This window comes from Maribacter sp., from assembly GCF_039974175.1.
Classification (GTDB): Bacteria; Bacteroidota; Bacteroidia; order Flavobacteriales; family Flavobacteriaceae; genus Maribacter_C.
The window spans coordinates 771,355-786,292 of the sequence record NZ_JBDWJN010000003.1 but is presented as its reverse complement, the minus strand read 5'-3'; the positions used below and the strand labels follow the sequence as shown (position 1 = coordinate 786,292).

Annotated in this window: 16 protein-coding genes; 14 read left to right on the top strand and 2 right to left on the bottom strand. The window is 39.5% G+C overall.

Annotated elements, in window-relative coordinates:
- Positions 1 to 18: 18 nt before the first annotated feature.
- The 12 genes from atpG to ABJN95_RS04485 all read left to right on the top strand — a co-directional run bounded on the left by atpG (position 19) and on the right by ABJN95_RS04485 (position 10,987).
- Positions 19 to 879: an ATP synthase F1 subunit gamma gene (gene atpG / locus ABJN95_RS04540; protein ID WP_348368812.1), complete on the top strand. Its 861-nt coding sequence runs from the start codon at positions 19 to 21 to the stop codon at positions 877 to 879.
- A 141-nt stretch (positions 880 to 1,020) separates the two neighbouring features.
- Positions 1,021 to 2,271, top strand: coding sequence for a TCR/Tet family MFS transporter (locus ABJN95_RS04535; RefSeq protein WP_348368811.1), 1,251 nt, complete (start codon positions 1,021 to 1,023; stop codon positions 2,269 to 2,271).
- A gap of 80 nt (positions 2,272 to 2,351) precedes the next feature.
- A complete protein-coding gene (locus ABJN95_RS04530; RefSeq protein ID WP_348368810.1) occupies positions 2,352 to 3,191 on the top strand; it encodes an alpha/beta hydrolase in 840 nt (279 codons plus the stop codon).
- A 2-nt stretch (positions 3,192 to 3,193) separates the two neighbouring features.
- Positions 3,194 to 3,688 (top strand): sigma-70 family RNA polymerase sigma factor, encoded by a 495-nt coding sequence (locus ABJN95_RS04525; protein WP_348368809.1) that lies wholly within the window; start codon positions 3,194 to 3,196, stop codon positions 3,686 to 3,688.
- Entirely contained in the window at positions 3,675 to 4,229 is a 555-nt protein-coding gene (locus ABJN95_RS04520) for a hypothetical protein (RefSeq protein WP_348368808.1), read from the top strand. The genes ABJN95_RS04525 and ABJN95_RS04520 overlap by 14 nt, the downstream gene beginning before the upstream one ends.
- Before the next feature lie 51 nt (positions 4,230 to 4,280).
- Positions 4,281 to 4,781 carry a hypothetical protein gene (locus ABJN95_RS04515; protein WP_348368807.1) on the top strand — a complete coding sequence of 167 codons (501 nt, stop codon included), beginning with the start codon at positions 4,281 to 4,283 and terminating at the stop codon, positions 4,779 to 4,781.
- A gap of 65 nt (positions 4,782 to 4,846) precedes the next feature.
- Entirely contained in the window at positions 4,847 to 6,331 is a 1,485-nt protein-coding gene (locus ABJN95_RS04510) for a polysaccharide biosynthesis C-terminal domain-containing protein (RefSeq protein WP_348368806.1), read from the top strand.
- A 72-nt stretch (positions 6,332 to 6,403) separates the two neighbouring features.
- Positions 6,404 to 6,838: a dUTP diphosphatase gene (dut, locus tag ABJN95_RS04505; protein ID WP_348368805.1), complete on the top strand. Its 435-nt coding sequence runs from the start codon at positions 6,404 to 6,406 to the stop codon at positions 6,836 to 6,838.
- Positions 6,839 to 6,924: 86 nt separating this feature from the next.
- Positions 6,925 to 7,941 (top strand): sugar phosphate nucleotidyltransferase, encoded by a 1,017-nt coding sequence (locus ABJN95_RS04500; RefSeq protein WP_348368804.1) that lies wholly within the window; start codon positions 6,925 to 6,927, stop codon positions 7,939 to 7,941.
- A 78-nt stretch (positions 7,942 to 8,019) separates the two neighbouring features.
- Positions 8,020 to 8,967: a hypothetical protein gene (locus tag ABJN95_RS04495; protein WP_348368803.1), complete on the top strand. Its 948-nt coding sequence runs from the start codon at positions 8,020 to 8,022 to the stop codon at positions 8,965 to 8,967.
- Positions 8,968 to 9,765: a DUF4292 domain-containing protein gene (locus tag ABJN95_RS04490; protein ID WP_348368802.1), complete on the top strand. Its 798-nt coding sequence runs from the start codon at positions 8,968 to 8,970 to the stop codon at positions 9,763 to 9,765.
- On the top strand, positions 9,755 to 10,987 hold the full coding sequence (locus ABJN95_RS04485) for a peptidoglycan DD-metalloendopeptidase family protein (RefSeq protein WP_348368801.1): 1,233 nt from the start codon (positions 9,755 to 9,757) through the stop codon (positions 10,985 to 10,987). Before ABJN95_RS04490 ends, ABJN95_RS04485 begins: the two co-directional genes overlap by 11 nt.
- 82 nt (positions 10,988 to 11,069) lie before the next feature.
- On the opposite strand, the gene ABJN95_RS04480 is transcribed toward ABJN95_RS04485, so the two are convergent.
- Together ABJN95_RS04480 and ABJN95_RS04475 are read right to left on the bottom strand one after the other, a co-directional pair.
- Positions 11,070 to 11,591, bottom strand: coding sequence for an acyl-CoA thioesterase (locus ABJN95_RS04480; RefSeq protein ID WP_348368800.1), 522 nt, complete (start codon positions 11,589 to 11,591; stop codon positions 11,070 to 11,072).
- Positions 11,592 to 11,649: 58 nt separating this feature from the next.
- On the bottom strand, positions 11,650 to 12,618 hold the full coding sequence (locus ABJN95_RS04475) for an SPOR domain-containing protein (protein ID WP_348368799.1): 969 nt from the start codon (positions 12,616 to 12,618) through the stop codon (positions 11,650 to 11,652).
- Between the two features lie 107 nt (positions 12,619 to 12,725).
- Here ABJN95_RS04475 and dprA point away from each other — a divergent pair, with 107 nt between their 5' ends.
- Together dprA and ABJN95_RS04465 are read left to right on the top strand one after the other, a co-directional pair.
- On the top strand, positions 12,726 to 13,829 hold the full coding sequence (dprA, locus tag ABJN95_RS04470; protein ID WP_348368893.1) for a DNA-processing protein DprA: 1,104 nt from the start codon (positions 12,726 to 12,728) through the stop codon (positions 13,827 to 13,829).
- A gap of 345 nt (positions 13,830 to 14,174) precedes the next feature.
- Positions 14,175 to 14,933 carry an FKBP-type peptidyl-prolyl cis-trans isomerase gene (locus ABJN95_RS04465; protein ID WP_348368798.1) on the top strand — a complete coding sequence of 253 codons (759 nt, stop codon included), beginning with the start codon at positions 14,175 to 14,177 and terminating at the stop codon, positions 14,931 to 14,933.
- Positions 14,934 to 14,938: the final 5 nt, after the last annotated feature.

Sequence of the window (14,938 nt, the reverse complement as noted above, 5' to 3'; positions counted from 1 at the left end):
TTTTTATAAAAACACAAAATGGCGAATCTTAAAGAGATTAGAAATAGAATAGCGTCGGTTTCATCAACCATGCAGATTACCAGTGCTATGAAAATGGTGTCTGCTGCGAAGTTGAAGAAGGCACAAGATGCTATTACAGCCATGCGCCCGTATGCTGATAAGCTTACTGAACTTTTACAGAGTTTAAGTGCAAGTTTAGATGGTGATTCTGGAAGCAAGTTTTCCGATAACCGGGAGGTACTAAAGGTATTGGTTGTTGCCATTACTTCGAACAGGGGCCTTGCAGGGGCATTCAATTCGAATATCCTTAAACAATGTTCTGTTTTGATTGATGAAACCTATGCAGAAAAGCAAGTTGATTTCGTAGCCATTGGTAAAAAGGCCAATGATTATTTAAGCAAGAAGTCTACGGTTCTTGCGAATCACAGCGACATCTATGAGGATTTGACGTTCGACAAGGTTGCTGTCATTGCTGAAGACCTGATGGAGAAATTTACTTCTGGCGAATACGATAGAATAGACATTGTTTACAATAAGTTCAAGAATGCCGCAACGCAAATTGTGATGACCGAGCAGTTCTTGCCGATTGTTCCGATTGAAGGAGCAGAAGGTTCAAGCGGCGATTATATCTTTGAGCCATCGAAAGTAGAAATCGTGGAGCAACTGATTCCAAAGTCTCTAAAAACACAATTGTACAAAGGAGTTCGTGATTCGTTTGCAAGTGAGCATGGTGCACGTATGACCGCAATGCACAAAGCAACCGATAACGCAACAGAGCTTAGAGATCAACTGAAATTGACCTATAATAAGGCAAGACAAGCCGCCATTACCAATGAAATCTTAGAAATAGTTGGTGGTGCAGAAGCGCTGAACAACTAGTTTCGTGGCTATCCCGATAGCCATAAGGGAAAGCAGTCTTTTACTCAGAAATACCAACGAATAGTAAACCTCACATTCATGTGAGGTTTATTATTTTTGCCGCTCTTTTATTCAAATTTTTAACCGATTTTTGTCACTTCAATGCAGTCGAATAAAACCGCCTTACTTTTTATTTTTGTTACCGTCCTGGTTGATGTCATTGGCATCGGTATTATTATTCCTATAATTCCTGATTTAATCATGGAGTTGACCGGAGAAGGTACGGCCATGGCTGTCATTTACGGCATGTGGTTGACCACCGCTTTTGCAGGAATGCAATTCTTATTTTCACCCGTTTTGGGCGAGATTTCCGATAGATACGGAAGACGCCCTATACTGCTTATCGCTCTTTTAGGACTTAGTATTGATTATTTGATTCACGCCTGGGCACCAACTATTACGTTTTTATTTATGGGTCGGTTCCTTGCCGGAATCACTGGTGCAAGTTTTACAGTAGCATCCGCCTATATAGCCGATATCAGTACCAATGAAGAGAAGGCAAAAAACTTTGGATTGATTGGAGCTGCTTTTGGATTGGGATTTATTATCGGCCCGGGTATCGGTGGGTTTTTTGGGGAAATTGATATTCGCTTACCTTTCTACATCGCGGCAGGCTTGACCTTTGCCAACTTCGTTTTTGGCTACTTTTTCGTTCCTGAATCTTTAACTCCTGAGAATAGAAGGCCCATCAATGTTATGAAGATGATTCCCGGAGTTTCTTTGGTAAGTCTTCGAAACTATAAAGGGGTATTACTTTTAATTTCCGCCTTCTTTTTAGCGAATTTAGCCGGACAGGCATTACCATCAACCTGGTCTTACTACGGCATAGAGCGCTATGATTGGAGCCCTCAAGAAATAGGAGTTTCTTTGATGGTCGTAGGCTTGCTGGTGGCCATAGCCCAAGGCTTTTTAGTGGGCATCGTGGTTAAAAGAATTGGAAAGAAGAGAACGGTGATTACCGGTTTTCTGCTCTGGACTATTGGAATGTTTCTATTTTCGCAGGCCTCCGAACCCTGGATGTTATATGCCTTCTTGATTCCCTATGCTTTTGGTGGTGTCGCAGGCCCAACAATTCAAGGCGTAATCTCAAATCAGGTATCCGAAAAGGAACAAGGAAACCTTCAAGGAGCTATCACAGGTTTGGTTAGCGTAACGGCAATATTGGGCCAGTTGATTTTCTCTGCTGTATTTTACTATTTCATAAGGCCAGAAGGCAAGGTTTATTTCCCTGGCGCTCCATATGCTTTAGCTGCTATATTGTTGTTCGTAGCCCTTCTTTTGGCTATTCTAGCTATGAAAAGAATGGACCTGAAAGAAGATGTTGCGGTGGTTGAAGCGACGCACCCAGACTGACAGTTTTCAATTTTTTTGTTTTCAGATGTAACATTTTTTAGAAAGTGTATCTAAAGAGCGAATCATCTAATATTCAAATTATGAAAACCTTAAAAAAGATCACACTACTTTCATTTTTTATTGCTGCATTTACGGTTAAGTCGCAAACTCCATTTGAAGTAACGGTAACTGGAGAAGGTCAACCCATTTTATTATTTCCTGGTTTTACCTGTACAGCTGCGGTGTGGGAAGATACGGTTACTGAACTCGCAAAAAATTACGAATGTCATATTTTTACCTTTGCCGGATTTGGTGGTGTCACACCGGTTGAAAAACCATGGCTTCCCAAAATAAAGGAGGGAATAAGCAATTATGTTGAAGAGCAGAAGCTAAATTCTCCAATAGTAATAGGGCATAGTTTGGGAGGTGCCTTAGGGCTTTGGTTGGCGACTGATGAAAATCATACCTATTCCAAACTGATTATTGTTGACGCATTGCCTTCTACGGGCGCGTTGATGATGCCCAATTTTAAAAGTGAAAATATGGTCTATGACAACCCTTGGAACAAACAAATGCTGGAGATGGGCGAAGAAGCCTTTGAAAAAATGGCAACGCAAATGGCTTCCGGAATGACTTTAAATACAGAAAAGCGTGAACAGCTTAAAGATTGGATCATAGCATCAGATCGCAAAACCTATGTCTATGGGTATACTGATTTATTGAAACTAGATTTAAGGGAAGATATAGCGAAAATAAGGATACCTGTGACGGTTTTAGGAGCTACGCACCCCTATGGTATAGAAACCGCTAAAAAGACCTATCAAGAGCAGTACAAGAATCTAGAAAGTTATAAAATAGAGTTCGCTGAGGAGGCAGCGCATTTTATCATGTACGACCAGCCAGATTGGTTTTTGAACCAGATTTTGAATGCGCTAAAGTAAAAATGAAGGAAGCGTCCCATTTCGAGGAGATATACCAAGCCAATTATCTAAAAGTAATTCGCGTGTGTATGGGATATGTCAATGCAGATGAAGCCTTAGCAAAAGATCTCGCCCAGGAGGTCTTTATCAAGGTATGGGAGCATTTAGCATCTTTTCGAAAAGAGGCAAGTATTTCCACCTGGATATACCGAATTACCGTAAATACTTGTTTGTTAGAACTGCGAAAGAAAAAATACCTAAAGGGGGAGGAAACGTTTGAAAAGCTGGAAGTTGCTCAAGAGGAGCCCTATGCAGCTAAAGAACGTCAATTGAAAGATATGTACCAATGCATTAACAAACTCCCAAAAGATAGCAGAGGTATCATTTTGCTAGAGTTGGAAGGGGTACCCCAAAAAGAAATCGCTTCGGTTATGGGGCTATCGCATGAAGCCGTTCGTGTACGAATACATCGCATAAAGAATAGTTTAACAAAATGTGTACAAAATGACAGCGTTTGAAGATTTAAGATCCGAATGGGGAAACCAAGGGCAACCAGAAGTTCCCAAAGACGGAGCAAAACAGATTCTAAAAAAAATAACAGCAGTGCGAAAGAAACAGCGTATTACCAATTATGTTCTCGCTGTAACAGCTAGCGTTCTTATCGCATTTTTCTTTTATGTATCGGCCTACAAATATCAATCAGTCATGATCGGACTTTTACTGATGATAGGAGCCTTAGTGCTGCGTATAGGTTTGGAATTTTCGAATCTTCGAAACTTGAAAAATATGGATGTTTTGACAACGGCGGAAAAGTTTAAGCAACAAATGATTCGCTATTATAACGCAAGAACTAAAGTACACTTTATACTGACCCCAATAGCATTCTTAATTTATATCGTAGGTTTTGTTATGCTATTGCCAGCATTCAAAGATAATTTATCTGCTGGCTTTTACAATTACATTATTGTTTCCGCCATAGTAAGTCTTGGGGTACTGTGCCTTTTTATTGCAAGGGAGGTGAAGAAAGAATTGCAAGTATTAAAGGAATTGAAAGCTTAACAACTTCCTTGCAATTTCAAACGTATCTATAGCACACTAATAGATATGATTATGAAAAATACCTGCTATTTTATACTATTTTGTTTGTTTTTACTTAGCGGCTGTTCATCTCAAAAGAAACTAGAAACTAGCGTTCCCTTTACTTTAGGAGAGGTTTATGCCCAAAAATGGATGGTCGAGGATAATCTTAAAGAATCAGGTTATGATGTCGTCATTCCTATAATGAGTTTAGATGAAAATGAAGCCATTATACAAAACCTCTACCATAAGGGTAAGATGGTAGATCTTACCATTGAACTGCGAGAAACTGGCATGGTTGCCCTAGCGGAGTATAGTAAGGAAGATGAATTGAAAAAAGATATGCTGGTTCCAGTACCCATGGGTAAGAAGAAAAGCAAGGATTCAACAAAAATGGAGCTTTTCCCTTTTGAGCTTCAAGAGACCGAAGCCGTCTTAAGTTATCTTCAAAATGATAAAGTCAAGTATGTAAAGCTAGCTGGAATTCGACAAAATCCGGTTATGGTATATCCTAGCTTGAAGGCCAGAAAGTAAACTTTTTAGAAAGGTGTTCGAGATTGTTCTGAAATGTCTAATTTTGAGGCTTAACCTTCTCACTATTGAATCCGCTTAAAAAACTCTTTAAACAGACGGCCATTTATGGTTTGGCTACAGTCATCCCACGTTTGTTAAATGTTATTTTGGTGCCGGTCTATACCAGTGCGATGAAGCCTGAGTTTTATGGTGAATTATCCGTAATATTCTCATGGATCGCTATTTTAAACGTGTTACTGGCCTATGGTATGGAAACCGCTTTTTTTCGCTTCTTTAGTAAAGCTGATAAGAAAGAAACCGTTATTTCAACCTCCTTGATTTCAATTCTTGTTAGTAGCATTCTTTTTGTTGGGCTCGGATTCCTTTTTCAAAATAGTTTAGCGACTTTGTTGAATATTGACCCAAAATACATCACTTATGTGCTTTGTATTCTAGGGCTAGATGCTATGGTAATAATTCCTTTTGCCTGGTTGAGGGCAAACGAAAAACCGACAAGGTATTCAGTTATTAAAATTTTAAATGTTGTTATTAACCTTAGCTTAACCATCTTTTTTCTTATGGCATTGCCAAAAATGGTTTCGACTAATTCGCAAAGTTTCTTTGCAGGCTTATATCTACCAGATTTTCAAATATCCTATATTCTGATTGCGAATCTTGTCGCAAGTGGAATAACACTTCTTCTAATGGTGTCTTTATATAGGAAAAGTACATATACTTTTGATATAGCTCTATGGAAGACTATGCTCAAATATGCATCTCCCGTTTTAGTGGCCGGTGTTGCCTATACCATCAATGAAGTTTTCGGTCGCATCATGCTAGAAGATATGCTTACAGATATTTTTGATGCGGAATATGCGAAAAGCGAAGTCGGAAAGTATGCGGCCTGTATCAAGTTGGCGCTATTTATGAACTTATTTGCTACGGCATTCCGTATGGGGGTCGAACCTTTCTTTTTCAGCCACTCTGATAGTGAAAACCCTCAGAAAGCCTATGCGCAAATCACGAACTACTTCGTGATATTAGGAAGTGTTATAATGTTGAGCGTTGTAGTTTTTGCCGATATCCTCAAAATGATCTTTATTCCAAATCCTGAGTACTGGGAAGCCATGAATGTAGTCCCCTTAATTTTATTGGCAAGTTTCTTTTTGGGTATATATCATAATCTTTCGGTCTGGTATAAAGTGTCTGACAAGACTCGGTTCGGGGCATTCATTTCTATTATTGGAGCGGTTCTGACCATAGCTATAAATTATGTTTTTATCCCCAAAATAGGATATTTGGCCTCCGCCATAGCAACGCTATCAGCTTATGGTACCATGATGTTTCTATCCTATTACTTTGGTAGATCAAGATATCCCGTACCCTATAATTTTCGAAAGATTTTATTCTATATGGGTATTTCCATTCTCTTCTCGGTAATTGCCTTTTATGGCTTCGATAGAAGCCTATTTGCAGGAATTCCGCTACTCCTGATTTTTTTGGGAGTAGTCTATAAATTGGAAAATGATAAACTCAAACGAATATTTGTAAAAAAGAAAGCTGACATTTAGAAACAAGAGATCAATCTGACCACCCATCTCAGGCGATCATTTGTAAAACAAAAAACAATAAGCGTATCAACAATGACCATAAGAATCATTAACAAATCAGGGCATCAATTACCCCATTACGAAACCATGGCTTCTGCCGGAATGGACCTTAGGGCCAACCTCTCTGACGCGGTTACCTTAGAACCATTGGAAAGAAAAATCATCAAAACCGGACTCTTTATAGAGCTCCCCGTAGGCCTTGAAGCGCAGGTTCGACCTCGAAGTGGACTTGCCGCTAAAAAGGGAATTACGGTACTCAATGCCCCCGGTACGATCGATGCCGACTATCGCGGTGAAATAGGTGTTATTTTGGTGAATCTATCCAATGTAGCATTCACTATAGAAAATGGAGAGCGCATTGCACAATTGGTCATTGCGAAGCATGAACGTGCAGAATGGGTTGAAGTTCAAGAACTTTCCGAAACTTCAAGAGGAGCAGGAGGGTTTGGCAGTACGGGTGTAAAATAAGGGCGTATTTAAAATAATTCCATGCCATAGCAATTGACCCATAAATTCATCGTTACAATAGTACATTAACTAGTTTAAATTTTAATATGAAAATTATTGTTCCCATGGCAGGTCGCGGTTCAAGACTTCGCCCCCACTCCTTAACCGTTCCAAAACCTTTGATTCCAGTTGCTGGAAAACCTATTGTACATCGCTTGGTAAGTGATATTGCCAAGGTTTTAGGAGAGCCTATTGACGAGGTTGCTTTCGTTTTAGGTGACCCTGCATTTTTCGGAGATGATGTAGTTGAAAGTCTAAAAGAATTGGCAGCTGGTTTGGGGGCAAAGGCTTCTATTTACCGTCAAGACCAGCCTTTGGGTACAGGTCATGCGATTATGTGCGCCAAAGATTCTTTGAGTGGTCCAGCGGTAATCGCATATGCAGATACTTTGATTCGCGCAGACTTTGATTTAGATAAATCAGCAGATAGTGTGATTTGGGTAAAACAAGTTGACCAACCCGAAGCTTATGGGGTAGTAAAATTGAATGATAATCAAGAGATTGTAGAATTGGTTGAAAAGCCAGAGCAGTTTGTATCAGATTTGGCGGTAATTGGAATATATTATTTCAAGGATGTCGCACAATTGAAAGACGAATTGCAATTGGTTCTCGATAATAACATCATCAATGGAGGAGAGTATCAAATCAATGATGGCATCAAACAAATGATGGCCAAAGGCAAGAAATTTGTTCCGGGAAAAGTGAAGGAATGGATGGATTGTGGAAACAAAGCCGTAACTCTCGAAACCAATATGCGTATGTTAGGGTTTCTTGAAAAAGATGGAGAAGCTTTGATTTCAAATTCTGTTCGGCTAGATAATGCCAACATTATTGAACCCTGTTTCATAGGTGAAAACGTAGTCTTAAAAGATAGCACAATCGGACCTTTCGTTTCCGTCGGAAATAATACCACCATTGTAAACTCAACGGTTAAGAACAGTTTGATTCAAACCCATAGCAAAATATCAAACGCCAATTTAGACAATGCCATGATCGGTAATCATGTTGTTTTTGATGGTAATTTTGAGGCGATAAGTATCGGAGATTATTCAGTTCTGGAATAATTGTTGTACTATATTTTCCTCTTTTTGATGGCCTCTTGGTGACGATAAGAGCGCTTTCAAAATAAAATGTGATTCAAAATGAAGGAACTCCTTTCTTGTGTTTTACTTCTAATCGGCATTCTGTTATTGCCATGGGGGAGTTATGCCCAAGAAAAAGATCCTGAAATCGATATCGAAGATAGTGCCGAAGTGTTTCTCGAAGCATATTCAGACGATTTTGAGGAAGCTTTTTTTGAAGCTTTAAAACAAAAGGGAATCGAGAATTACGACCGGGCCATTAACCTCTTGTTGGAATGCAAAAGGTTGGATGCCGAGAACATTGTAGTCGACCACGAATTAGCAAAGGCCTATTTTGCGAATAAGAACTATAATTTGGCTCGTGATTATGGTGTGGCTGCCCTGAGTGCAGAACCTGAAAACCTGTGGTACCTAAACACCCTTGTCTCTATACTTGAAAAACAAGGAAGCACATTAGAAGCTTTAGAAATGGGCATGCTTTCCGATAATTTACAATTACAAGAGAATCTGGCACTCATTTACTACAAAAAGGAACAGTATGAAGCTGCTTTGACTATTTTGAAAAAACTCAAAAAAACTAACTTTTTAGATCATTTAGCCTCGAAAATCAATGATTCAATCAAAAAAAGAGATGAAAACAGGCAAAAAGTATCTTTTTCGGCTACGGTAACCAATAGTTCACCAGCAACATCTACCGTAGTTGGTTATCAGGGTCGAATACAAGGGCTAATCAGAACAAACAACTACATGATCTTGAAGCAGGTGGCAGCCGAGGCCTTGGAAAACTTTCCTTCACAGCCTTATTTTTATTATGCACAAGGCTATGCTTTTAATAAAACGGGGAAATACCGTGACGCGATTGAAGTTTTAGAGGCTTCTCTTGATTATTTGGTAGGTGATATTGCACTGTCAAATAAAATATACGAAGCGTTGGCAGAAGCTTATAATGGCATTAACAATTCCGTGAAGGCAAATATGTATCTTCGTAAGGTAAAACCCGGATTTTAAATGAATAAGTTGTTGCAAAACCTATCAAAGCTACTATGGGTTACCATTCTTTTAGTATCTGTGATCTCGTGTAAATCAAGTAAGGTACTAACCGGGGGCGAGGTCAATGAAAATCTTTCAGCAAAGACTATTATTCGAACTCATTATCAAAACGAAATCGATTTCAAAACCCTTAGGGCAAAGATGAAAATCGACTACTCTAATGGTGATGAAAGTCAGCGCGTTTCAGTAAGTATTCGCATGGAAAAAAATAAGGCAATATGGATTAGCGCTCCTTTAGGCATCGTTAAGGCTTATATTACTCCAAATAGAGTTTCCTTTTATAACAAACTAGAAAATAATTACTTCGATGGAGATTTCTCATACCTCAGCAATCTGCTAGGTACAGAACTCGATTTTCAGAAAGTGCAAAATTTACTTTTAGGTCAAGCTTTGCTTGATTTGACAGCAGATAAATATGATTTAGACGTGGCCGATAAGAATTACCAACTGAAACCGAGAAAGGCCGCAGAACTATTCAAAATATTGTTTCAAATTGAACCGAAGAACTTCAAGATTGCTACCCAACAATTGTCACAACCCTTGAAAAATCGGCTACTGGAAATCGACTACCGCGACTACCAAAAAATAAGCCAGTATGTATTGCCGAACCTTATTTTTATAACAGCCATTGACAAGAATGTGCGTAATACTATAGCGATAGAATATAGAAATATTGAATTTAACAACCCGATAAATTTTCCCTATAAAATCCCAAAGGGATATACAGAAATTGTTTTAACTAAAAATGATATCTAGGAAACTACACATCCTTCTTTTCATTCTACTCCTAGGGATTTTTGCCCCTCAAAGTTTAACTGCCCAAACCAGTGAACAAAAGGCGCTAGAAGCAAAACGAGAGCGCCTACAAACAGAAATTAGAGATATCAATCGTTTGCTGTTTGCTGAGAAGAAAGAACGGGGAACCGTTCTAGATCAAATGGAAGCATTAGACAAAAAAATCAACGTACGACAGCAACTGATTCGTGTTACTAATCAGCAATCCAACCTTTTGAATCGTCAGATCAATGCCAATATTAAGAAGATCACCAAACTGCGTGAGGACTTGAAAATTTTAAAAGAAGATTACGGGCTGATGATACAAAAATCCTATCAAAACAAATCACGGCAAAGTCGGCTAATGTTCTTATTGTCTTCGGAGAATTTCTTTCAAGCGTTTAAGCGCATTCAATATATGAAACAGTATACCGATTATCGACGGGAGCAAGGTGAAGCCATCGTCACCAAAACTGATGACTTAGCGCGGCTTAATAAAGATTTGAATGAGGAACGAAAGGTAAAAGAGATATTGATTGCGCAAAACAGAAAAGCAAAAAATCAACTTTTCAAGGAAATACAGACTCAAAAAGAACTTTTGGCGACCATACGACAGAATGAAAGCAAGTACACCGCTAGCATTAATGCGAAGCAAAAGGAGGCGCGGCAAATAGATAGGCAAATTGAGCGATTGATACGAAATGCGATCGCAGCGGCTAACAAAAAATCAGGAAGTACTGTATCGAATTCTAGTAAATTCGACCTAACCCCAGAAGCTACTTTGGTTGCGAATAGTTTTACGGCAAACAAAGGCAAATTAATTTGGCCGGTTGAAAAAGGGATTAAAAGTCAAGGTTTTGGTGAATATCGTGACCCTGTATATCCTGGTATTAAGCACCAAAGTAACGGTGTTATCATTGCCACAGATGAAGGTGCTATTGCTAGGGCTATTTTTGAAGGAGAGGTCATTGCAATTCTGGCGGTTCCGGGGGGGAAAAAAGGGGTCACCATCAAACACGGAAATTTTATTAGTACCTATTACAACCTATCTGACGTTTATGTACGAAAGGGCGATAAGGTGGTTATCAAGACCCAGTTGGGTAAAATTTATACCAATCGGTCTAATGGTCAGACACGCCTAAAATTCTACCTCTACGAAGATACTTCAAAGTTAAACCCAGAAGAGTGGGTATACCAATTGTAGGCCCTTAAGTGCAGAAAATTGATCTTGCTGTTAACTAAAAGTATTGAATTCATAAGATAGCCATAGGTTAGCTATTTGAGACTTAAGGGGTTTCTCCCATGAACAATGCCCGAAGTTCTGTAGCATCAGTCGGGTTCATTTTTCCGGCCAGAACCAAACTCAATTGCTTTCTTCGTAGCGCGGCATCATAGCGTTCTTTTTCTAGGTCTGTTTCTGGCTCCAATGGGGGTACCTGTGTAGGTTTTCCCGTTTCATCTAAGGCTACAAAGGTGTAGATGCCTTCATTGGCTTTGGAACGCTTACCGCTGAAACGATCTTCAATCCAGACGTCGATATAAACCTCCATAGAAGTGGAAAAGGCCCTTGAAACCGCAGCCTCTACCGTAACAACGCTCCCCAATGGAACGGCCTGAGTAAAGGCCACGTGATTGACTGAGGCCGTAACGGTCAATCGGTTACTATGCCTTCCCGCCGCTATGCTCGCTGCTCTATCCATACGAGCCAATAGCTCGCCTCCAAAAAGGTTTTTTAATATGTTGGTCTCACCAGGAAGTACGATATCAGTTAATATCGCAAGTGAATCTTTCGGTTTCTTAGCCTGCATACCTCAAATTTTCGGCAAAGATACGGCAGAATACTAGGGTGAAAAAAGGAGATTAGAATTATTTAACAGACAATAACCAAGCATCTTTGCTCTGAGAACGCTTTACAGCTTTTAAGGCCTTTAGTGCCTTGTCTACATCGGTATAACTTTCATAGTTGACCATGTGAAGCCCGTGTCTGTTTGTGCCAATATATGTTGAATTATAGCCCCGCCTTTTCAGCTGGCGAATCTTTTTGTTTGCGTTTTCACGAAAACGGAAAGCCCCTGCAACAATATGATGCGTGGGCAAATTTTTCTTCTTTATGATCTTGGCTTTAGGGGTAAGAACATCTAACGAGATAGCAGACAGCTCCAAAGGTTCGACATCAAAAAAGGTAGCTTCTTGAATGCGCTTGGTAACCTGTTCTTGCGCTTCTTCAATGGCTAATTGCTGATTCCCTAGGCCGTCATTGATAAATCGATATCCGGTCAACCCAAGAGAAATAGCCAACAAACCAACTGCCGCATATTTCAAATAAGGTCGTAACGAGCGAGTTTTTCTTTTTTCTGGCGTAAACACAAACGGAATCTTTTCTTCAATCGCTTCAACTTCCTCTTTTAATACTTCTCGATTTACAGGAACCGAAACAAAAGAAGACAAGCCAAAGGAAGAAGTTAAATAATTGATATTATGATGGGGTTGAAATCGAATTTTACCTGCATCATTCAGCTTTAACTCTCCAATGTTCTCCAATACTAACTTTTCTCCTTTTTGTAAGCGCGATTTCCATTCGGCAGTTGCATCGGTAACTTTGGCTAACATTTCTTCGTAGCTGGTTTTTTCAGCATCGGCCATATAAGATACAAGCAATCCATCATTGGTTACTACCTGTTCGTTGAATGAAATCGCTTTTGATGGAGGATAAAAGGCATTGGTGGTTTTATGAATGACTGCGGACTTCATCTGGGTCAAGAAAGCACCTAGGCCTGGTACCATGACGCAATTGTATCGATAAAGTAATTCTGAGATGTAGTGTTCCAATAGCATACTGTCGCAAATATTACAAAAAATATTAGCCCTTCAAAACCCCTTTCATAACTTTTTATTAACATTATAATTTCCGTATTTTGTGAATAACTATGGGCAGTTCACAAATAACTAGAGATGAATTCATTGCAATTCTCCGACTCCAAAATATTCCAAATATTGGCGATGTAATTGCCAAAAAATTAATTGGTTATTGTGGCAGCCCAGCAGCGGTTTTTGCCGATAAAAAACAGCGCCTGCTTAAAATTGAAGGTATCGGAACGCATACGATACAAGGGCTTCATGACAAAGAGCACCTTGAAGCGGCAGAAACTGAATACAATTTCGTCAAAACCAAGAATATTGGGTATTCCTATTATTTGGATGCAGATTACCCTTCGTATTTAAAACATTGCATCGACGGTCCTATTCTTTTGTTTAAGAGAGGAAATATAGATTTCAAAGCAAGAAAAATTATCAGTATTGTCGGAACACGAAACATCACGGCCTACGGAACCGCTTTCTGCGAACGGTTAATAGCAGATATTGCTCCATTGAATCCCATTATTGTCAGTGGTTTTGCCTACGGGGTAGATATCTGTGTTCAGAGAGCTGCCGTTAAGCACGGTCTGCAGACCATAGGGTGCCTAGCACATGGATTGAATCAAGTATACCCCAAGGTTCATGCGAAATATACTCCCGATATAGAGAAAAACGGGGGTTTCTTAACCGACTTCTGGAGCAACAGTAAGCCCGATAGAGAGAATTTTCTAAAAAGAAACCGAATTATTGCAGGAATGTCAGAAGCGACTATTGTAGTAGAGTCTGCTGAAAAAGGAGGAAGCCTAGTAACCGCTGATATTGCACATAGCTATAGTCGTGATGTTTTTGCAGTTCCTGGAAGAGTGGGTGACAAATACAGTTTAGGCTGTAACAATTTGATTAAACAACAAAAAGCCCATATGCTTACTTCTGCGGCTGATTTGGTATATATCTTAGGATGGGATATTGAAGAAAAAGAAAGCAAAACGGTTCAAAAGCAACTTTTCGTTGAACTTGAGACTATAGAGAAATCTATTTATTCCTATCTAGAGAAAGACGGCAAGCAATTGTTAGATAATATTGCACTCGCATGTCAGCTTCCTATTTTTAAAACTTCTTCTACACTACTAAATATGGAAATGAAGGGTGTTGTTCGACCGCTACCTGGTAAATTGTTTGAAGCTATATAGGGTTTATCCGAAAAGGAGTCTAAGAAGTGCATTGATAGCTTTAACTTGCCACGCTTTGTCCAGCCTAGCCACCCTTACAGGTATTTAAATGCTCTAGTTTCATATGAAATTAACAGACTTTTCCAAACCGCTTAGTCTGTTGGTTGAAAAAAGCCCATCGTAAAATCAATATCTAAAGCACTTCATCGATGAATTGCTTCCTGAAAACACAAGTCAAGAATTTCGGAGATAATTCTAATTCCGAAAAACAAACTGAGTAGTTCGTTCTATGCGCTGTCTGAAATTTCAATCAGGGCTTTTTAATATTTAGATTTTAACTACTTTCGCACTGAAAAAAACAATAAAATGAAGAATTCCATTGTAGTTTTTGCAGCTTTTTTAATCGGTTTTTCAACTTACGGACAGAAAAAGAAAGACTTGCTTAAAGAAGTGGCCCAATTGAAGGCCCAGGCAACTGAAATGCAGGCCAAATTGAGCGAAATGCAGAAGGCAAAAGAATTGAATTTGCAAGATAGTCTGCAAAGTTTTAGCTATGCATTTGGGGTTAGCGTTGGAAACAACTTAAAAACCGTTGGTTTCGACTCCTTAGCGTATGATGCATTCGCCATTGCTTTAGAAGATGTAATGAATGGAAGGGAAAAAATGGCTCTTGATGAGTGTCAGAGGCAGGTACAGACGACCATACAAATGCTTCAGGCCAGAGAAGCCAAGGCCCAAAGTGCCGAGGGCGAACGTTTTTTAGCGGCAAACAGAGAGCGTGCTGAAGTTGTTACCACCGAAAGTGGTTTGCAATATGAAATATTGGCCCAGGGTGATGGTGCCCTTCCGACCACAAAAGACAAGGTAAAGGTGCATTATTCAGGAATGCTAATAGATGGAAAAGTATTTGACAGTTCAATAGAACGAGGAGAACCAGTAGTGTTTGGAGTAACGCAGGTAATTAAGGGCTGGACGGAGGCCTTACAGCTGATGCCAGTTGGCTCTAAATGGAAGGTGTACATTCCTCAAAATCTGGCATATGGAGAAAGAGGCGCTGGAGGCGGGGCCATACCACCATATTCAGCTTTGATTTTTGAAATGGAGCTATTGGCTATTGAGCAATAACGAAA

Coding starts and splice junctions, on each gene's coding strand:
- atpG (WP_348368812.1), top strand. CDS start 19: ATGGCGAATCTTAAAGAGATTAGAAATAGAATAGCGTCGGTTTCATCA.
- ABJN95_RS04535 (WP_348368811.1), top strand. CDS start 1,021: ATGCAGTCGAATAAAACCGCCTTACTTTTTATTTTTGTTACCGTCCTG.
- ABJN95_RS04530 (WP_348368810.1), top strand. CDS start 2,352: ATGAAAACCTTAAAAAAGATCACACTACTTTCATTTTTTATTGCTGCA.
- ABJN95_RS04525 (WP_348368809.1), top strand. CDS start 3,194: ATGAAGGAAGCGTCCCATTTCGAGGAGATATACCAAGCCAATTATCTA.
- ABJN95_RS04520 (WP_348368808.1), top strand. CDS start 3,675: ATGACAGCGTTTGAAGATTTAAGATCCGAATGGGGAAACCAAGGGCAA.
- ABJN95_RS04515 (WP_348368807.1), top strand. CDS start 4,281: ATGAAAAATACCTGCTATTTTATACTATTTTGTTTGTTTTTACTTAGC.
- dut (WP_348368805.1), top strand. CDS start 6,404: ATGACCATAAGAATCATTAACAAATCAGGGCATCAATTACCCCATTAC.
- ABJN95_RS04500 (WP_348368804.1), top strand. CDS start 6,925: ATGAAAATTATTGTTCCCATGGCAGGTCGCGGTTCAAGACTTCGCCCC.
- ABJN95_RS04495 (WP_348368803.1), top strand. CDS start 8,020: ATGAAGGAACTCCTTTCTTGTGTTTTACTTCTAATCGGCATTCTGTTA.
- ABJN95_RS04490 (WP_348368802.1), top strand. CDS start 8,968: ATGAATAAGTTGTTGCAAAACCTATCAAAGCTACTATGGGTTACCATT.
- ABJN95_RS04485 (WP_348368801.1), top strand. CDS start 9,755: ATGATATCTAGGAAACTACACATCCTTCTTTTCATTCTACTCCTAGGG.
- ABJN95_RS04480 (WP_348368800.1), bottom strand. CDS start 11,591: ATGCAGGCTAAGAAACCGAAAGATTCACTTGCGATATTAACTGATATC.
- ABJN95_RS04475 (WP_348368799.1), bottom strand. CDS start 12,618: ATGCTATTGGAACACTACATCTCAGAATTACTTTATCGATACAATTGC.
- ABJN95_RS04465 (WP_348368798.1), top strand. CDS start 14,175: ATGAAGAATTCCATTGTAGTTTTTGCAGCTTTTTTAATCGGTTTTTCA.